The organism is Bradyrhizobium algeriense, from assembly GCF_003062295.1.
In the GTDB taxonomy this organism is placed as follows: Bacteria; Pseudomonadota; Alphaproteobacteria; order Rhizobiales; family Xanthobacteraceae; genus Bradyrhizobium; species Bradyrhizobium algeriense.
Genome location: NZ_PYCN01000007.1, coordinates 115157 through 134096, shown reverse-complemented (window position 1 = coordinate 134096; position 18940 = coordinate 115157). Strand labels below are relative to the sequence as shown.

Annotated in this window: 20 protein-coding genes; 16 read left to right on the top strand and 4 right to left on the bottom strand. The window is 63.6% G+C overall.

The window, feature by feature from the left end; genetic code table 11:
* On the top strand, nt 1-837 hold the full coding sequence (locus C7G61_RS16535) for an amidohydrolase family protein (protein WP_108516324.1): 837 nt from the start codon (nt 1-3) through the stop codon (nt 835-837).
* Nucleotides 838-1153: 316 nt separating this feature from the next.
* A complete protein-coding gene (locus C7G61_RS16530; protein WP_244608321.1) occupies nt 1154-1714 on the top strand; it encodes a DUF3224 domain-containing protein in 561 nt (186 codons plus the stop codon).
* A gap of 144 nt (nt 1715-1858) precedes the next feature.
* Here C7G61_RS16530 and C7G61_RS16525 read toward each other — a convergent pair whose 3' ends face one another.
* Together C7G61_RS16525 and C7G61_RS16520 are read right to left on the bottom strand one after the other, a co-directional pair.
* On the bottom strand, nt 1859-2827 hold the full coding sequence (locus C7G61_RS16525; protein WP_108516320.1) for a tripartite tricarboxylate transporter substrate binding protein BugD: 969 nt from the start codon (nt 2825-2827) through the stop codon (nt 1859-1861).
* 90 nt (nt 2828-2917) lie between these two features.
* On the bottom strand, nt 2918-3991 hold the full coding sequence (locus C7G61_RS16520; protein ID WP_108515999.1) for a tartrate dehydrogenase: 1074 nt from the start codon (nt 3989-3991) through the stop codon (nt 2918-2920).
* 111 nt (nt 3992-4102) lie between these two features.
* Here C7G61_RS16520 and C7G61_RS16515 point away from each other — a divergent pair, with 111 nt between their 5' ends.
* Nucleotides 4103-5008 carry a LysR family transcriptional regulator gene (locus tag C7G61_RS16515; RefSeq protein ID WP_108515997.1) on the top strand — a complete coding sequence of 302 codons (906 nt, stop codon included), beginning with the start codon at nt 4103-4105 and terminating at the stop codon, nt 5006-5008.
* A 159-nt stretch (nt 5009-5167) separates the two neighbouring features.
* On the opposite strand, the gene erpA is transcribed toward C7G61_RS16515, so the two are convergent.
* Nucleotides 5168-5497 carry an iron-sulfur cluster insertion protein ErpA gene (gene erpA / locus C7G61_RS16510; protein ID WP_108515995.1) on the bottom strand — a complete coding sequence of 110 codons (330 nt, stop codon included), beginning with the start codon at nt 5495-5497 and terminating at the stop codon, nt 5168-5170.
* Between the two features lie 104 nt (nt 5498-5601).
* Between erpA and C7G61_RS16505 the strand changes: the two genes are divergently transcribed.
* The 12 genes from C7G61_RS16505 to surE all read left to right on the top strand — a co-directional run bounded on the left by C7G61_RS16505 (nt 5602) and on the right by surE (nt 17452).
* On the top strand, nt 5602-6810 hold the full coding sequence (locus tag C7G61_RS16505; protein WP_108515992.1) for a deoxyguanosinetriphosphate triphosphohydrolase: 1209 nt from the start codon (nt 5602-5604) through the stop codon (nt 6808-6810).
* 9 nt (nt 6811-6819) lie between these two features.
* The gene (gene argS, locus C7G61_RS16500) at nt 6820-8613 is read left to right on the top strand and encodes an arginine--tRNA ligase (RefSeq protein WP_108515990.1); all 1794 of its coding nucleotides are present in this window, start codon (nt 6820-6822) and stop codon (nt 8611-8613) included.
* 117 nt (nt 8614-8730) lie between these two features.
* Nucleotides 8731-10215: an SPOR domain-containing protein gene (locus tag C7G61_RS16495; RefSeq protein ID WP_108515988.1), complete on the top strand. Its 1485-nt coding sequence runs from the start codon at nt 8731-8733 to the stop codon at nt 10213-10215.
* Nucleotides 10216-10268: 53 nt separating this feature from the next.
* Nucleotides 10269-11291, top strand: coding sequence for a beta-N-acetylhexosaminidase (nagZ, locus tag C7G61_RS16490; protein WP_108515986.1), 1023 nt, complete (start codon nt 10269-10271; stop codon nt 11289-11291).
* Nucleotides 11288-12115 carry a segregation and condensation protein A gene (locus tag C7G61_RS16485; RefSeq protein ID WP_108515983.1) on the top strand — a complete coding sequence of 276 codons (828 nt, stop codon included), beginning with the start codon at nt 11288-11290 and terminating at the stop codon, nt 12113-12115. The genes nagZ and C7G61_RS16485 overlap by 4 nt, the downstream gene beginning before the upstream one ends.
* A 17-nt stretch (nt 12116-12132) precedes the next feature.
* The gene (scpB, locus tag C7G61_RS16480) at nt 12133-12885 is read left to right on the top strand and encodes an SMC-Scp complex subunit ScpB (RefSeq protein ID WP_108515981.1); all 753 of its coding nucleotides are present in this window, start codon (nt 12133-12135) and stop codon (nt 12883-12885) included.
* 147 nt (nt 12886-13032) lie between these two features.
* Entirely contained in the window at nt 13033-13275 is a 243-nt protein-coding gene (locus C7G61_RS16475; RefSeq protein WP_108515979.1) for a twin-arginine translocase TatA/TatE family subunit, read from the top strand.
* 120 nt (nt 13276-13395) lie between these two features.
* Entirely contained in the window at nt 13396-13911 is a 516-nt protein-coding gene (gene tatB / locus C7G61_RS16470; protein ID WP_108515976.1) for a Sec-independent protein translocase protein TatB, read from the top strand.
* Nucleotides 13908-14729: a twin-arginine translocase subunit TatC gene (gene tatC, locus C7G61_RS16465; protein WP_108515974.1), complete on the top strand. Its 822-nt coding sequence runs from the start codon at nt 13908-13910 to the stop codon at nt 14727-14729. The genes tatB and tatC overlap by 4 nt, the downstream gene beginning before the upstream one ends.
* Nucleotides 14730-14882: 153 nt before the next feature.
* Complete coding sequence (serS, locus tag C7G61_RS16460) at nt 14883-16214, top strand: serine--tRNA ligase (protein ID WP_108515972.1); 1332 nt, start codon at nt 14883-14885, stop codon at nt 16212-16214.
* Nucleotides 16215-16225: 11 nt separating this feature from the next.
* On the top strand, nt 16226-16588 hold the full coding sequence (locus C7G61_RS16455; RefSeq protein ID WP_108515970.1) for a hypothetical protein: 363 nt from the start codon (nt 16226-16228) through the stop codon (nt 16586-16588).
* 96 nt (nt 16589-16684) lie between these two features.
* Nucleotides 16685-17452 (top strand): 5'/3'-nucleotidase SurE, encoded by a 768-nt coding sequence (gene surE, locus C7G61_RS16450; RefSeq protein ID WP_108515967.1) that lies wholly within the window; start codon nt 16685-16687, stop codon nt 17450-17452.
* A gap of 133 nt (nt 17453-17585) precedes the next feature.
* On the opposite strand, the gene C7G61_RS16445 is transcribed toward surE, so the two are convergent.
* Entirely contained in the window at nt 17586-17963 is a 378-nt protein-coding gene (locus tag C7G61_RS16445) for a response regulator (RefSeq protein WP_108515965.1), read from the bottom strand.
* 237 nt (nt 17964-18200) lie between these two features.
* Here C7G61_RS16445 and C7G61_RS16440 point away from each other — a divergent pair, with 237 nt between their 5' ends.
* Nucleotides 18201-18845: a protein-L-isoaspartate(D-aspartate) O-methyltransferase gene (locus tag C7G61_RS16440; protein WP_417021148.1), complete on the top strand. Its 645-nt coding sequence runs from the start codon at nt 18201-18203 to the stop codon at nt 18843-18845.
* Nucleotides 18846-18940: the final 95 nt, after the last annotated feature.

Here is an 18940-nt window from a genome sequence, read left to right as displayed (position 1 = left end):
ATGCGGTCGGCTGCGCGGGGGGCTGCTGTCCTGATGGCGCTGGCGTTCATCGTCGGCCTGGCCCGCGCCGACGAGCCAATCGAAATCTTCGACGCCCATCTGCACTACAATTGGGAGCCAAATCCCCACTACAGCGTCGACGAAGTGCTGGCGCTGTTCAAAAAACACCGCGTCACCGGCATCCTCGCGACCAGCCGCCCGAACACCGGTACGCATGCGCTGATGGACGCCAAGCCCCAGGGCCTGCAGATCGTGCCCTTCATTCGGCCCTACCGCGTGCGCGCGGACATCCAGACCTGGTTCGGCGATCCCTTCATTTTCGACCTCGTGCAGGAGGAATTCAAACGCGGCTATTACCGCGGCATCGGCGAATTCCACATCTCGGGCAAGGCGGCCGAAAACGAGTGGGTGAAGAAGACTGTCGATTTCGCTGTTGAGCACGACCTTTACCTGCACGCCCACGCCGATGATGTCGCCGTGGAAATCCTGATGCGCCACAACCCGCGCGCCCGCATCATCTGGGCCCATACCGGCTTCGGCCTGTCGACCGACCGCGTTTCAGAAATGCTGTCAAAATATCCAAAGCTGTGGGGCGAACTGTCCTACCGCGGCGGCATCATCGACGGCAGCGGCAAGCTGACGGCGGAATGGCGCGCATTGTTCGAGCGTTTCCCGGACCGTTTCCTGCTCGGCTCCGACACCTGGGTCAACGAGCGCTGGGCGAGCTACGGCGACATCATGGCCGGGTACCGGGCGTGGCTTGCGCAGCTACCGCCAAAGATCGCGGCGCAGATTGCGCATGGCAATGCTAAGGCGCTGTTCGGCAGCGAGCGCTGAGCGCGAGGCGTGAAGGTCGCCTCAATCCGCAAACTCGCAGCCAAAAGCCCGTATCCGGCGATACCGTCGAATCGAAATTCCGAGGTGATCTTACGCACAGCGACGTTCTTTGGGACGCCGAGGGCGCGGCGGTTCCCACGCTGTGAAGGCGGGTTGTCGCCGAAAAGGCAGAACACAGGAGGTTTCCGGAGGTTTCCAGGGCCATTGAATTGGCATGGAATTGCTTTTTGGGACCGCCCCCGGTTGGTGAAGATCATGGGATCAAGCGCTGAACCTTTCTTCCGTCGCTAAGACCTATAGTCGTGTCCGAGCCTGCATGCTGGACAGTCCCAAGAACGTCGGCAACTGGCGAGGCACGGCAAGCATTCCACATTTCAACCAGCAAGCGGAGGAGAAGCCTATGCGCAAATCTCTCGCCGTTTTCCTTTCTGGCGTGGCACTGGTCATTGCGGCGTCGACCGCTCTAGCCGGAGAGCAGGTGCTAGAGTTCAAGCTCATCACCAAGCCTATCGATGTCAAGGTAACAGAGGCAGCAAACGTCGAAGGACAGACGGTCATGTCCGGCAAATTGTTCGGCGTCGCCGTCTTCAAGGACGGCCGTATCGGGGTGAAAGAGTTCGTCCATTCCGCAGACTCGCTCAAAGGCTCGGGACCCTACTACGGCTACAGCACCTACACGTTCGAGGAAGGCTCGATTACGGCGCGTTACACCGGCGCAGTCAAAGACGGCCGGTCAAACGGCGAATATACGATCCTCTCGGGCACGGGTGCCTATGCGAACGCTACGGGCACGGGCACCATCGAAAGCGCGCCGAACCCGTTCAAGGGCGTCAACCTCTTGAACATAAAACTGGTCGTTAAAACGCCCGGTACGTAAGAGGCCTTACACCAGACGCGCCTCCGCCACTTTGATGCCGTGAGGCGCGCGCTGTTCGAGCGCAATCCCGATCGTTTCCCGCTCGGCTCCGGCACCGGGATCAACGAGCGCTGAGGCGACGGCCGCACGGTTTGAGGAAACGCCTCAATCCGCGAACTGGTTGGCTGCGCGGATGATCGGCGCCCAGCGGTCGACCTCGCTGATTAATTGTGCCTTCAGCGCAGCGGGCGTGGCCTGATCCTGCGGGACAGGTTCCGTGTTGATGTCGTTGAATCGCTTCACCAGGTCCGGGTCCCGCAGCGCCTCCTGCAACGTCTTGGACAATTTCTGAATGATTTCGTCAGGCGTGCCCTTCGGCGCATAGATGCCGTGCCATGCGCCGACTTCAAAGCCCTTCAAGCCGCCTTCATCCGCGCTCGGAAGGTCGGGCATCGACCCGAGGCGCGACTTCGTGGTGATGGCGTAGGCTTTGACCAGCTTCGAGGCGATCGGCGCCGTGGTATTGGTGGTCTGGTCGCAGGAGAGGTCGATCTGCTTGCCGATCAGATCGTTCATGATGGGCGCATTGCCCTTATAGGGCACGGTAAGGATTTCCTTGCCGACCGCGGTCATGAACAGCATGCCGCAGAGATGCGATGCGGCGCCAAGGCCTGCATTGGCAAAGGTCATCTTGTCGCCATTGGCCTTGATGTAGGTGACAAGCTCGGAAAGCGTGTTCGGCGGCAGATCGGGACGGCCGATGATCGTCATCGGCGCATTGGTGACGAGACCGATCGGCGCGAACGCCGTCTTGGTGTCATAGGGCAGCTTGCGGTACAGCGTGGCCGCCGTGGAGATGCCGATATGGTGGATCATCAGCGTATAGCCGTCAGGTTCGGCGCGCGAGGCCCGGGTGGCTGCGATCGTGCCGCCGGCGCCCGTCGCGTTTTCGATGACGATGGTCTGGCCCAGGAGTTTCGACATCGATTGCGCAGTCACCCGCGCCACCGTGTCGGTGGCGCCGCCGGCGGCGAAGGGGACCAGCAACGTGATCGGCCGGTTCGGATAGTTTTGCGCGAGGCCTGCGGAACTGACCATGGCGAATGCGAGCGCAATGGCGGCTGTCTTCTTCATTTGCATTAACGCCTCCCTGGGGTCTTGTTCTGATTTGTCTCGCGGGCTTTTTGCCTCGCGATCGATCCGTCATGGCCGGGTGACCGGCCGTCACACGTTGGAGCTATGGATCGCGTCCACCACCGCCGCGGTGACATCCTTCGTCGTGGCGTTACCGCCGACATCGGGCGTGGTGATGCCGGCGCCTGTGACCTGCTCCACGGCGCGCATCAGCCGCGCCGAAGCTTCCGCCTCGCCGAGGTGATCGAGCATCTGCGATGCGGTCCAGAAGCTCGCGACCGGATTCGCGATACCCTTGCCGGTGATATCGAATGCCGAGCCATGGATCGGCTCGAACATCGAAGGAAAGCGCCGCTCGGGATCGATGTTCGCGGTCGGGGCCACGCCGAGGCTGCCGGCCAGCGCGCCGGCGAGGTCGGAGAGGATGTCGGCGTGGAGGTTGGTCGCCACGATGGTATCGAGACTCTGCGGCTTCAGCGTCATCCGCACCGTCATCGCATCGACCAGCATCTTGTCCCAGGTGACATCTGGGAATTCCTTCGAGACCTCGTCGGCGATCTCGTCCCACATCACCATGCCGTGCCGCTGCGCATTCGATTTTGTAACCACGGTGAGGAATTTTCGCGGGCGCGACTGCGCCAGCTTGAAGGCGTAGCGCATGATGCGCTGGACCCCGACGCGGGTGAAGACGGCGACTTCGGTGCCGACTTCCTCCGGCAGGCCGCGATGCACCCGCCCGCCGCAGCCGGCATATTCGCCTTCGGAGTTTTCGCGCACGATCACCCAGTCGAGATCGCCGGGGCCGGCATGGCGCAGCGGCGAGGTGATGCCGGGCAGGATCCGGGTCGGCCGGACATTGGCGTATTGGTCAAAACCCTGGCAGATCGGCAGGCGCAGGCCCCACAGCGTGATGTGATCAGGAACATCGGGCGCGCCGACCGCGCCGAAATAGATCGCGTCGAATTTCTTCAGCGTGGTGAGCGCATCCGCAGGCATCATCACGCCGTGCTTGCGGTAATAGGCGGAACCCCAATCGAAGGTTTCGACGTTGAATTTCACATCGCCCAGGCGCTTCTGGAGGCTCTCCAGCGCCGTGACGCCGGCGGCGATGACCTCGGGACCGATCCCGTCGGCCGGAATTGCCGCGATTGAATATTCACGCATCGAAATCTCCCTGAACCAGCTTGCAGCGCGAGAGCTTGCGGCCTCGGACGAGGGGAGGCAATTGCCTCGCGTTTATACAAAAAATTGATATAATCCAAGACGGGAGGACCGATGGACCTACATCACTTGCGCTGCTTCGTGGCGGCGGCCGAGGAATTGCATTTCGGCAGGGCGGCGCAGCGGCTTGACATGCTGCCGTCGGCGCTCGGCCGCTTCATCCGCTTGCTCGAAGACGATCTCGGCACGCGGCTGATGACGCGCACGACGCGAAGCGTCGCGCTGACGGACGATGGCGCTGTGCTGCTGAAGGAAGCGCGAACGTTGCTGGCGCAGGCCGATGCGCTGGCCGGCCGTTTTCGCACGCGCGGCCGCAAACGGGCAGCGATCATTCGCGTCGGCGCCATCGACAGCGCCGCCGCTGGCCTGCTGCCCCGGCTGCTCCATGATTTTCGCAAGCGGCAGCCCGATGTCACGGTGCAACTGGTCGAGGAGAAGACGGTCCGCCTGCTGCCGCGTCTGTTGTCCGGCCGGCTCGATCTCGCCTTCGTGCGTCCGCCGGAGCGGCCCGACAAGCGGCTGGAGTTTCTGTTCCTGCTGCACGAGACGGCCGTCGTCGCAGTCGCCGAGCGTCATCCGCTGGCTTCGCGGAGGCGCGTGACCATCGCCGATCTCGAGAATGCGCCGTTGATCGTGCCCGAACGCCGCTCGCGTCCGCACAGCCATGATCTCACCATGAAACTGTTCGCCGAAGCCGGATGCGAGGCGCGCGTCGCCCAGATCGCCGATGAAAAGCAGACCATCGTCAATCTGGTCTCCGCAGGATTGGGCGTCGCCATCGTCCCGCGCTGGACCTCGCGCATGGCAACGCGCGGCGTCCGCTTCATCCGCCTTGCAGCCTCCGATATGAACAAGCTGCCGCTGGCGGCTGTCTTCGCGCGGGGAACGCGTGATCCGGTAAGGGATGACATGCTGGCGATGTTGAAAGCCGATTTGTCGCGCTACGCGGGCGAGGCGTAGAGCGCCCAGCCGTCATTGCGAGCGCAGCGAAGCAATCCATGTCTCCGCGTGTGGCGCTATGGATTGCTTCGCTGCGCTCGCAATGACGTGGATGGGCCGCGGCGCGCTGGATAGCTCACCTTCGCGGGACATGATAACCGCATCCGGGCTACAAGATTCTCAGACCGAAAAACTCGTCCCGCAACCGCACGACGCCGTGGCATTCGGATTGACCACGCGGAACGAGGCGCCGATCAGGTCATCCACGAAATCGACTTCGGAGCCGGCGAGGAATGGCACCGAGGCCGGATCGACCAGCACCACCGCGCCCTCGCGCGCGATCACGAGGTCGTCCTCGGCCTTGGCATGGTCGACATCGAATTTGTACTGGAAGCCGGAGCAGCCGCCGCCCTCGACGGAGATGCGCAGCATGGCGCCGTCGCCTTCGACTTTAAGGATTTCGCCGATGCGGCGGGCGGCCCGCTCGCTGACGGTGATGGCAGTGGTCATGGCATGCTCTCCGGCCCCGTCATACCCAATTCATTTGGTATGGGGCGTCATACATAGTTAAGTGTGTAATCCCGTGGAATCAAATGGATAAGGACTAAAAAATCGTGTCGGTCGGAATGGCTGCCCCCCGCGCGCTTTATGGCTGCGATCCCGATTCCAGCCGCGGCCGGCTGTTTGCGGAGCCGCCGAGCCGAACCCGCAGCCCGTTCCGGCGGGATTGCGACCGGGTTATCCATTCCACCGCGTTCCGCCGCCTCAAGCACAAGACCCAGGTGTTCGTGTTCCACGAGGGCGACCATTACCGCACCCGGCTGACCCATTCGCTGGAAGTGGCGCAGATCGCCCGCGCGCTGGCCCGGCAGCTCGGCCTCGACGAGGACCTGACGGAAACCCTGGCGCTGGCCCATGACCTCGGCCATCCCCCATTCGGCCATGCCGGCGAGCGGGCGCTCGACAAATGCCTCGCCGCCCGTGGCGGCTTCGACCACAACGCCCAAGCGCTGCGGGTGGTGACCTCGCTGGAGCATCGGTACCCCGAGTTCGACGGGCTAAACCTGACCTGGGAAACGCTGGAGGGCATCGTCAAGCATAACGGCCCGCTGACCGCGCCGGACGGGGCTCCGGCCGGGCCGTACCGCGAAAGCGGGATTCCGGTCGGCATCGCCGATTTCAATCAAAAGTTCGATCTGGAGCTGTGGAGTTACGCCTCGCTGGAGGCACAGGCCGCGGCCTTTGCCGACGATATCGCCTATGACGCCCATGACATCGACGACGGCCTGCGCGCCGGCTTGTTCGGCGTCGATGATTTGAAGGTCATGCCGCTCACCGAAGCGATCATCGAGGAGATCGACCGGCATTATCCCAATCTCGACGACGCCAGGCGCGGCGCGGAACTGGTGCGCGAGCTGATTTCCTACATGATCGGGGCGGTCATGTCGGAGGCGGGCAGGCGGCTTGCGGCGGGGAAGCCGCAATCGGCCCATGACGTCCGTCATCACCATCAGCCGCTGATCGCCTTTCCGCCCGCGGTCGCCGAGGAGGAAGCCGCGATCAAGGCGTTCCTGAAACTGCATATGTACCGCCACCACCGCGTCATGCGGGTGATGGGCGAGGCGGAAGGGATCCTGTTCGACCTGTTCGCGCGCTACCAGGCCTCCCCGGGCGACCTGCCGCCCGAATGGATCGAGGGCACCGAGCGCGAGAGCGAGGGCGAGCGGGCCCGCCGGATCGGCAATTTCATCGCTGGGATGACCGACCGTTTCGCCTTAATCGAGCACCAAAGGCTTTTTGACTCGACCCCGGAATTGCGTTAGGCGGCGGCCATGTCCGACAAGCCAGCTTCACAACATCTGTTTGCCGACGCGCTGGTGCGCGTGCAGGCGATCTGCGCCGCGCTCGCGGCCGAGGGCCAATGGCCCGCCGGCATCGATTTCTCCCGCGTCGTGGTCGAGCCGCCGCGCGATGCCAGCCATGGCGACATGGCGACCAATGCCGCAATGGTGCTCGCCAAGGACGCCAAGGCAAAACCGCGCGAACTCGCCGATAAAATCGCGGAAAAATTGCGCGCCGACGATCTGGTGGCTTCCGTCGAGGTCGCGGGGCCCGGCTTCATCAATCTCACCTTGAAGCCCGAGGTCTGGACGGCCGAGCTGCTCACGATGCTGCGCGAAGGCGCGGCTTACGGCAAAAGCGCGGTCGGCCACGGCGCCAAGGTCAATGTCGAATACGTCTCGGCCAACCCGACCGGACCTATGCATGTCGGTCACTGCCGCGGCGCCGTGTTCGGCGACGCGCTGTGCGGTCTGCTTGACTTTGCCGGCTACGACGTCACGCGCGAATATTACATCAACGACGCCGGCGCGCAGGTCGACGTGCTCGCGCGCTCGGCATTCCTGCGCTACCGGGAAGCGCTTGGCGAAATCATCGGCGAGATTCCGGAAGGGCTCTATCCCGGCGATTACCTCGTGCCGGTCGGGCAGGCGCTGGCGGCCGAGCATGGCGACAACTTGAAGGCGATGCCGGAGGCATCATGGCTGCCAATCGTCCGCAATAAGTCCATCGCCCTGATGATGGAAATGATCAAGGGTGATCTCGCCGCGCTCAACATCAAGCATGACGTGTTCTTCTCGGAGCGGTCGCTGATCGAGACCGGCAACAACAAGGTCACCGAGACCATCGATTTCCTGCGCGCCAAGGGTGATATCTACGAAGGCCGCCTGCAACCGCCGAAGGGCAAGCCGGTCGAGGATTACGAGGACCGCATCCAGACGCTGTTCCGCGCCACTGCCTATGGCGATGACGTCGACCGTCCGCTGATCAAGTCGGACGGCTCCTACACCTATTTCGCTGCCGACATCGCCAATCACAGGAACAAGTTCGACCGCGGCTTCCTCGACATGATCGACGTGTTTGGCGCCGATCATGGCGGTTACATCAAGCGGATGCAGGCGGCGGTAAAAGCGGTCAGCTCTGGCAGGGCGACGCTGGACGTCAAGGTCGTGCAATTGGTCCGGCTCTTGCGCAACGGCGAACCGGTGAAGATGTCGAAACGCTCGGGCGATTTCGTCACGCTGCGCGAAGTGGTGGACGAGGTCGGCTCCGATGCGGTGCGGTTCATGATGCTGTTCCGCAAGAACGACGCCGTGCTCGATTTCGACCTTGCCAAGGTGCTCGAACAATCGAAGGACAACCCCGTCTTCTACGTCCAGTACGGGCATGCCCGCGGCCATTCGATCTTCAAGAATGCCCGCGAGGTGGTTCCGGAACTGCCTGAGGACGATGCCGCCCGGTCGGCTTGGCTGGGGGACGCCCCGGTGGCCCTGCTGACCGATCCGGCCGAACTGGACCTTTTGAAACGGCTGGCGCTCTATCCCAGAATAATCGAGGCTGCGGCGGTGGCGCATGAGCCGCACCGAATCGCGTTTTATCTATATGATTTGGCCAGTGAATTTCATGCGTTATGGACGAAAGGGCGGGATTTGCCCTATTTACGCTTCATTATAACTAATGATGCAGAGATCACGAGGGCGCGACTGGCGATGGTTCAGGGCGTCGTCTCGGTTCTGGCATCGGGCTTAGCCGTTCTCGGCGTCCACGCCCCGACCGAGATGCGGTAGGCAGGGGCGAAGGCCTTCACGAATGGGGGTTCGTGGGGTATCTGGCAGGGGCCACGCTCGTCATGGTTTGTTTGACATGGCGAGTTGGCGCTGTCCCGTAGGGGATGCATCATCACGATGGCTAATCGATATCAGGACCGACCTTTTCCCTCCGCCGACGAAGATCGCGGCGAGAGTGATCCGCTTGCCGAGCTCGCGAGGCTGATCGGGCAGAATGATCCGCTCGGGGCCGCGGCCAAGCCCGCGCCGCGCCCGCTGCAGTCGCGGGCCAACGTGCGCCCACAGCAATATGATCCGCCGGAAGAGCTGCCCGATGCTCCTCCGAGCCCGCCGGCATGGATGCAGCGCGCGCGCCACGAAACCCCGCTGCCTCCGCCGCCGCTGCCGCAGGAATACAATCAGAAATACGATGACGAGCAGAAATACGATGACGAGCCGGAGTACCAGCCGGCGCCGGTGCATCCCTTGCATCGCTACGCAGCCCAGCCGCCGCAGGTGCCCGCGTATCAAGCGCCGCCCGCGCAGGACTACGACGAGCAGCCTCAGCAATATGCCGACGAGCCGCAGCAGGACCCGTCGCGCTACGACGATGCGCTGTATGGACGGTTAGAGACCGGCGAGCACGACTATCAGCGCGATCCGGCCTATCCGGACGATCCCTACGCCTACCAGGGCGAATATGAGGAAGAGCCTGCGCCGAAGAAGCGCTCGAGCGGCCTGATGACGGTTGCCGCCGTGCTGGCGCTGGCCGTAGTGGGGACGGGGGCTGCCTTTGCCTATCGCACCTTTGTCGGTTCGCCCCGCTCGGGCGAGCCGCCGATCATCAGGGCCGACAACAGCCCGACCAAGGTGGTGCCGGCGCAGTCCGACGCAAGTGCCGCCAAGAACCCTGACCGCATGCTGTCGGGCGATGGCGGCGAGAAGCTGGTGTCGCGCGAAGAAACGCCGGTCGACGTCAATTCCCGCTCGGGGGCACCCCGCGTGGTGTTTCCGCCGTTGAACCAGAACGCCAACCCGCCGCCGGCCTCAAGTGTATCGCCGTCGGCGCCGATGCCTGCCGCCACCGGTACGATGCCGAACAACGAGCCGCGCAGGATCAAGACGCTCGCCGTCAAGGGCGACGCCGCTGACAATGGCGGCATCCCGGCAGGCGCCAGCGCGCCGCCGCCGAAGCCGCCGACGCGCGGCGTCGCTGCTCCGGCTCCCGGAGCACCGCCGGCGCGTAACCCGGCTTCCGCCAATGCCAGCGCCAACACGCCGATGTCGCTCGCGCCTCAGGCGGGCGAATCGGAGCCGTCGACCCGCGTGGCTGCGACCAACCCGACGCAAACCGCGCCGGCTGCAGCTTCCGAGGGTGGAGGCAGTTTTCTGGTATCGGTGACGTCGCAGGACAGCGAGTCCGCGGCCAGGGAGTCGTTCCGCGCGGCGCAGGGCAAGTATGCGTCCGTGCTCGGTTCCCGTTCGCCTGTCATCAGGCGGGTGGATCTGGCTGATGGGAAGACCAAGTATCGCGCCATGGTCGGCCCGTACCGCACGCGGCAGGAGGCCGTGCAGTTCTGCACCGAGCTGAAGTCTGCCGGGGGGCAGTGCTTTATCCCGTAGAATTATCTCCGGTTTCCTTGACCGCGGAGCCGTGAGGGGCCTAATCGGCCCCCATGAGCAGCCGCGCATTCATCACGGGCGTATCGGGACTGGAACTCAGCGCCACGGAGCGCGAGTTCATCCGTGCCGAGCGCCCATGGGGCTTCATCCTATTCAAACGCAATGTCGAGACGCCGGATCAAGTATCTGCGCTTGTTGGGGAATTGCGGAATTGCCTGGATGAAGCGGATGCTCCGGTGCTGATCGACCAGGAAGGCGGGCGGGTGGCCCGGCTGGGGCCGCCGCATTGGCCGGTCTATCCGCCCGGCGCCGCCTTCGGGGCGCTGTACGACCTCGACAAGGCGCTGGGGCTGAAGGCTGCGCGGCTCAGCTCGCGCCTGATCGCGGCCGACCTGATCGACCTCGGCGTCACCGTCGACTGCCTGCCGCTGGCGGATGTTCCGGTGGCCGGGGCCGACGCCGTGATCGGCAACCGGGCCTATGGAACCGAGCCGGGCAAGGTCGCAGCGATCGCCCGCGCTGTCACCGAGGGGCTGGAGCAGGGTGGCGTCCTGCCCGTCCTGAAGCACATTCCCGGCCATGGAAGGGCCACTGCGGATAGCCATTTGCGGCTCCCGACCGTTGATACGTCGCGAGAAGAGCTGGAACGGACCGATTTCGCGGCCTTTCAACCGCTGTCGGACGTGCCGATGGCCATGACCGCACATGTTGTGTTTAGCGCATTAGACCCCGCCCAACCGGCGACGACTTCTGCGACAATCATCCGGCAGGTGATTCGCGGCGTAATTGGGTTCCAAGGCTTGTTGATGAGTGATGACGTGTCCATGAATGCATTGGCGGGATCGATCGCCGAGCGGACCCGCGCCATCGTCAACGCCGGATGCGACATGGTCCTGCATTGCAACGGCAAGCTCGACGAGATGCGCGATGTGGCGCGCGAGACGCCGGAGCTGGCGGGCGAAGCGCTGGATCGCGCCAGGCGGGCATTGGCCTCGCGAAAACAGCCTGAGCCCTTCGACCGGCAGGCGGCACGGGCTGAACTGGAAGCGTTGACGGATCGGGTAGGAACGGCATGACCGCGGAAATTCTATCGTTTGAAACCGGACGGCCCGCCGAAATCGCCGACAGCGAGGCGGCGCTGGTTGTCGACGTCGAGGGCTATGAGGGCCCGCTCGACCTGCTGCTGACGCTGGCGCGGCAGCAGAAGGTCGATCTCGCCAAGATTTCGATCCTGGCGCTGGCCGATCAGTATCTGACGTTCATCGAGGCCGCGCGAAAGATCCGTCTTGAACTGGCGGCCGACTACCTCGTGATGGCCGCCTGGCTGGCATACCTGAAATCGCGCCTGCTGCTGCCCGAACCGCCGACGCCGGACGGACCGAGCGCGGAGGAAATGGCGACCGCGCTCGCCAACCGGCTGCGGCGGCTCGAGGCCATCCGCGAAGCCGCCAACCGGCTGATGAACCGGCCGCAGTTCCAGCGCGATATCTTTCCGCGCGGTAATCCGGAATCGATCGCCGAAATCAAGCATCCCAAATTCACCGCCACGCTGTTCGACCTGCTCACGGCCTATGCCGTGCAGCGTCAGCAGCGCGTGCTGGCGACGGTGCATCTGGCCAAGCGCACGGTGTGGTCGCTGGCTGAAGCGCGCGCCTCGCTGGAGCGGCTGGTCGGCATGACCGAAGCCGAAGACTGGAGCTGCCTCGACGATTACCTGCTCAGCTACGTGGTCGATCCCTCGCAGCGGGCGACGGTGTTCGCGTCGAGCTTCGCTGCAGCACTCGAACTGGTGCGCGAAGGCGAGATGGAATTGAACCAGAAAGAGGCGTTCGCGCCGCTGTATTTTCGTAAGCGTCCGCCGCAGGCAGCGATGCCCGCGCCGGATATGACGGTCGAGTAGTGGAAGGAGACCTAGCCATGGCAAGCCTGGCGGAAAAACGCATGGAAGATGCCGAGGATCATCCCATCGACCAGAATACCGAAGTTGAGGCGCGGCCGGAGGAATTGCGTCTTCTCGAAGCGCTGCTGTTTGCCTCTGCCGAGCCGATCGATCAGGCGGCGCTTGCCAAGCGCATGCCCGATGGCGTCGACGTCAAGGTAGCGCTGGCGCAACTGCAGGCGGAATATGCCCCGCGCGGCGTCAATCTGGTGCGCGTCGCCAACAAATGGACGTTTCGCACCGCCGGCGATCTGTCGTGGCTGATGACGCGCGAGAGCACGGAGACGCGGCGCCTGTCGCGGGCGGCGATCGAGGTGCTCGCGATCATCGCCTATCACCAGCCGGTGACGCGTGCCGAGATCGAGGATATCCGCGGCGTGATCACATCCAAGGGAACACTCGACGTGCTCCTGGAAACCGGCTGGATCCGCCCCCGTGGCCGCCGCAAGACGCCGGGCCGGCCGCTAACCTTCGGCACAACGGAAGCGTTCCTGTCGCAGTTCAGCCTGGAAGCGCTCGGCGACCTGCCGGGCCTGGAAGAGCTGAAGGGGACGGGGCTACTGGATTCGCGGCTGCCTTCCGGCTTCAGCGTTCCGACGCCGTCGGACGACGCGGCACTGCGTGAGGACGAGGATCCGCTCGACGCCGGCGATACTCTGGAACTCCTGCTGGCCCCGGCCGCCGAGCCCGAAGAGGGCGGTGGAGCTGGTTCTGAAGGCTCAGCCGGCTAGCCCCGCAAGCGGGGTTAATGATAGCCATAATACGTAGCCGCGACAGCGATTTGCCGCGGCAGGGGTCCTTGTTTTTGACACCTCTCGGGCCTACCTTCCGCCAAAGCTTGGCCGGAAGCCGGCCGTCTCTTTTGGAGGAGTTGCAGGATGGGTTCGCTTAGCATTTGGCACTGGATCGTCGTGATCGCAGTGGTCCTGCTGTTGTTCGGCCGCGGCAAGATCTCGGATCTGATGGGCGACGTCGCGCAGGGCATCAAGTCCTTCAAGAAGGGCTTGCAGGACGATGACAAGGCACCCGAAAAGCCCGCTGAGCCGGTGAAGACCATCGATCACAATGCGGCGCCGGCGCCCACCGCGGCGCGGACCGATGTCGGCAGCAAGGCTGTCTGAACCAGGCATCTTGAACCAGGCGTCAGTTTAGAGGATGCCGGTTGAGAAACGGCGCGGGCGGCTCCAAATCTTGGCTATGATGGATTGGGGCGCGGACGTCTCGCGCGAGCGGAAGAATTCATGTTCGACATCGGGTGGAGTGAACTGGTCGTCATCGCGGTTGTCGCGCTGATCGCCATCGGCCCGAAAGAACTGCCGGGCGTCTTGCGCATGGTCGGGCAATGGATGGGCAAGGCGCGCAAAATGGCCTCTGAATTCCAGGGCCAGTTCCAGGAAGCCATGCGCGAGGCCGAAATGGCCGACCTGAAGAAAAGCTTCGACGAGGTCAAGGACTCCGCGACGGCGCTTTCCCCCGGCAGCCTCATGACCTCGCTGCAGAAGGATGTCGGCGACGCCCTGCAGATCGGCGATATCGACAAGCCCGCCACCGCTCCCAACGATGCCCAAGTGGCGTCCGCGATCGGCGAACCCGTCACCCCGACTACGCCGGCCGCACCGACGCCGGAGACCTTCGTCGAAGCCGAGGCGCATGCGGCGGCGTCCGAGCCGCTTGTGATCACGCGTGAGGTTCAGGCGGCGGCGCAGGATATCGCGCCGGTGGCGCCTGACGTTCTCAAGGACGCCAAAGCGTCATGACCATTGAGGATATCGAGGCCAGCAAGGCGCCATTGATGGATCACTTGATCGAGCTGCGCTCGCGGCTGATCAAGGCGCTGTTGGCCTTCGGCATAGCGTTCATCTTCTGCTTCTTCTTCGCCAAGCAGATCTACAACGTGCTGGTCTGGCCGTTCGTCTGGGTCGCGGGCGCCGAAAATTCGAAATTCATCTACACCGCGCTGTTGGAATATTTCCTGACCCAGTTGAAGCTGGCGATGTTCGGCGCTGCCTTCATCTCGTTCCCGATCGTTGCCGGGCAGATCTACATGTTCGTGGCGCCCGGCCTCTACAAGCACGAGCGCGGCGCGTTCCTGCCTTACCTGGTCGCCACGCCGTTCTTCTTCGCGCTCGGTTCGCTGCTGGTCTACTTCATCGTGCTGCCGATGCTGGTGCGGTTCTCGCTCGGCATGCAGCAGACCGGCGGTGACGAGTCCGCGCAGATCCAGTTGTTGCCGAAGGTCGGCGAGTATCTGTCGCTGATGATGTCGCTGATCTTCGCCTTCGGCATCGCGTTCCAGCTGCCGGTGATCCTGACGCTTTTGGGGAGGATCGGCATCGTCACCTCGCAGATGCTGCGCGAGAAGCGGCGCTATTTCATCGTCATCGCCTTCGTGATCGCAGCCGTCCTGACGCCGCCCGACGTGATCAGCCAGGCCTCGCTCGCGATACCGCTGCTGCTGCTCTACGAGGGCGCCATCGTTGCCGTCCGCATGGTGGAAAAGAAGGCCGCGGCCGCGCAGGCCTCGACCACGCCTCCGCCCGCCAGCCCGCCCCCGGAAGCCAACCCGGCCGAGTAGGGGGGCGCGTTCGCCGCCTTTTTTTCTATCATCGCGCCGTGCTGCCAATGATTCGTCATGCCCGGGCTTGACCCGGGCATCCACGACTTGTTCTAACGCAGCCAAGACGTGGATGGCCGGGACAAGCCCGGCCATGACGCAGGAATTGTGGCCATGCACGACATCAAATCGATCCGCGACAACCCCCAGGCGTTCGACGCCGGACTGAAGCGCCGCGGGCTGGCGCCGTTGTCGGCTGCGCTGCTGGCGATCGATGAAAAGCGTCGCGCGGCGATCCTGGCGTCCGAGCAGGCGCAGGCGCGGCGCAATGCGGCGTCGAAGGAAATCGGCGAGGCCAAGAAGGCCAAGGACGACGCGCGCGCCAACAGACTGATGTCGGAAGTCGCCGAGCTCAAGACCACGATGCCGGAGCTTGAGCTTACCGCGAAGATCGCGGACGAGGAGCTGGCGAAAGAACTTGCCGCTATTCCGAATCTGCCGCTCGACGATGTGCCCGAAGGCACAGACGAGCACGGCAACGTGCAGCGCCACCTCTATGGCAAGATCCGCAACTATGCCTTCACGCCGAAGCCGCATGACGATCTCGGCGGCGCGCTCGGCTACATGGATTTCGAGGCCGCCGCGAAATTGAGCGGCGCGCGCTTCGTGGTGCTGAAGAGGGGGCTGGCGCGGCTGGAGCGCGCCATCGGTCAGTTCATGCTCGATCTCCACACCGGCGAGCATGGTTACACCGAAATCAACCCGCCGCTATTGGTGCGCAACGACGTGATGTTCGGCACGGGCCAATTGCCGAAATTCGAGGACGACCAGTTCTGGGCCATCAAGGGCGAATTGCTTGTGGCGCCCGACGAGCGGTTGAAGACCGAGCGTCTCGGGCTCATTCCCACCGCGGAAGTCTCGCTGACGAATCTCGTCCGCGAATCCATTGTCGACGAAAAAGAGCTGCCGATGCGGCTGACCGCGCTGACGCCGTGCTTCCGCGCAGAAGCGGGCGCTGCGGGCCGCGATACCCGCGGCATGATCCGGCAGCATCAGTTTACAAAAGTCGAGCTGGTCTCGATCGCGACGCCCGAGACCAGCCGCGACGAGCATGAGCGTATGTTGTCCTGCGCCGAGGAAGTATTGCGCCGGCTCGATTTGCATTATCGCGTGATGACACTGTGCTCCGGCGACATGGGCTTTTCCGCGCAAAAAACCTACGACATCGAGGTCTGGATGCCGGGGCAGGGCGAGGGCGGGGCTTACCGCGAAATCTCGAGCTGCTCGGTGTGCGGCGACTTCCAGGCGCGGCGGATGGATGCGCGTTCGCGTGGGCCCGACGGCAAGCCGCGTTTCGTTCATACGCTGAACGGCTCCGGCACGGCGGTCGGCCGCGCGCTGATTGCGGTCATGGAAACCTATCAGCAGGAAAACGGCGCGATCGCGGTGCCCGACGTGTTGCAGCCCTATATGGGCGGGCTCAAGACCATCGAGCGGGACAAATAGCGCAAGGCAAAATGGCATTGCATCGCGACATCTTTTGGATCGGGAGGCAATGGGCTGTTACCGGCCACGGGATGCAATTGGTCGACCAGCGGCTGAAGGGCGCCTTCGATATCGAAGTGGCCGGCCTGTGGGACGATGACCTGATCGAGCGTATGCATGCCAAGGAATGGCTCAACGCCGCGGACTTCGACAAGGGGCTGGCGGTTGCGCGAACGCGACATCCGCAGCCGCAGGCGGGATCGACATCGATAGTTGCACCGCCGCCGCCTGTTCCCATCGCGCCGCCCGAGCAGCAATCGCCGGACCTGCAGATGAAAATCGATGGCAGCGCCAGATTCGCGCGCCCTTGGCGGGTCTGGATGAAGAAAACATGAGGAAATCGGCCGGTTTGCCTCAGCCGCGATAGCCGGATAAGACGACGCCCAAAGGTAAGCGCCTGCCCCGACCTGAACCAGAAGGCATTTTGACGGATGCGAATTCTCTGCACCAACGACGACGGCATTCATGCGCCGGGGTTGAAGATCGTCGAGGAAATCGCCCGCGCGCTGTCCGACGACGTCTGGATCGTGGCGCCGGAGCTCGATCAGTCCGGCGTCTCGCATTCGTTGTCGCTGAACGATCCGCTGCGGCTGCGCGAAGTCGGTCCGCGCCATTTCGCGGTGCGGGGCACGCCGACCGATTGCGTGATCATGGGCTCGCGTCACATCCTCGGCGAGAAGATGCCGGATCTGGTGCTGTCCGGCGTCAACAAGGGCCGCAACGTCGCCGAGGACGTGGTTTATTCCGGCACCATCGCCGGTGCCCTTGAAGGCACGATCCTGGGAATCCCGTCGTTTGCGTTGAGCCAGGAATTTTCCATCGAGACTCGTCACGCGCCGCTGTGGGACACCGCGCTGAAATTCGGCCCCGATATCCTGCGCAAGGTGATCGATGCGGGCGTGCCGAAAAATACTGTGATCAACGTCAATTTTCCCGCCTGCACGCCCGACCAGGTCAAGGGCGTGCGCGTGACGCGTCAGGGCAAGCGCAACCTCGGCTTCCTCAAGGTCGACAAGCGCCACGACGGCCGCGGCAATCCGTATTTCTGGATCGGCTTTGAGCGCGCGGCGATGATGGATACGCCGGCCGAAGGCACCGATCTTGCCGCACTTGCGGCGCGCTACGTATCGGTCACGCCGCTGCGGCTCGATCGCACGGACGAGGCGTTTTCGGAAGAGCTGACGACGACGTTGAAGTAGGCTCCGGCCGAACTCGTCATACCCGCGAAGGCGGGTATCCAGTACGCCGCGGCTTCTCGGTTCAATCGCAGGTCTCTGGGATACTGGATCATCCGCCTACGCGGATGATGACAGCTGAGCACGCGGATAACACTTAAACCGGGGCGCTCTTCATCGTAGCGGCGATCACCTGGGCCAGCGTTTCCAGCTGGAACGGCTTCTGCAGTGCGGGGCGGTCGCGATATTCCTGGGGCAGGCCGGAGGAGCCGTAGCCGGTCGCAAAGATAAACGGGAGGTTGCGCGCCGTGATAAGCTCGGCGACCGGCGTGATCACCTTGCCGTTGACGTTGACGTCGAGAATGGCGAGATCGAATTCGGTCGATTGCACCAGCTTGACCGCTTCGCCGATTTCGCCGGCCTCGGCAGCTACGCTGTGGCCCAGCTCTTCCAGCATGTCAGCGACCATCATCCGGATCATCACCTCGTCTTCGACGAGGAAAACAGAACAGCCTGCCGGCCGTGTCGCTATCATGAGGGGAATCCTTGCCCTTCCAAGGCTTTGAGGTTCGCAAAAAACACCCCTTGGCGCAACGTCGACATGAACCGGCACGCATTTAAGCAAAGACTCCGGCTGTGGATTTGCCGTGCCCTAACGCCGGGGGCGCAACAACAGTTCCGGTAGCCGGAACCGAAATCTTGAGGAAATTCTTCCTTAAGTGCGCGGACGCTATTACATCTCGGCGGGGCCTGAGCCCGCCGCGAGACCGCAATGTCGCAAGAACCGCCCGAGAAGATGATGTTTCAGCTCACCCTGCGGCGGCGGGGGATCAGCGACCAGGCGGTACTGCGCGCCATGGAAGAGGTGCCGCGGGAGGTTTTCGTGGCGGCTGGCGACCGCGGTCACGCCTATCGCGACAGTGCGCTCGGCATCGCCTGCGGGCAGACCATCAGCCAGCCCTTCGTGGTGGCCTACATGACCGAGCAGCTGCAGCTGCGGAAGGACCACAAGGTGCTCGAGATCGGTACCGGCTCCGGCTATCAGGCCGCGGTGCTGTCGCGGCTGTGCGCGCATGTCCTGACCATCGAGCGCTATCGGACGCTGGCGGACACGGCCCGCGACCGGCTCGAAGCGCTCGGCTATTTCAATATCGAGGTGATGTATGGCGACGGCTTCGACATTCCGCCGGGCGCCGGCGATTTCGATCGCATCATCGTCACCGCCGCGATGGAGCAAATCCCCGATACCCTGCAGCGGCGGCTTGAGCCCGGCGGCATCCTGATCGCACCGGTCGGTCCGCATCACGGCACCCAGACGCTGGTCAGGGTGACCAGGAAAGATAGCGGTTTCGAGCGCAAGGAATTGGTCGATGTCCGCTTCGTCCCGGCGCTGCCGGGAATTGCGCGAGAGCTGTAGAATCCCGGATTGGCGGTTCCCTCCAACATCTTATTCCAAGGGTTAAGCGGTTATTTACTCGGTCAGTGTTTACTCAAAACAGTATTTTGTTGCGT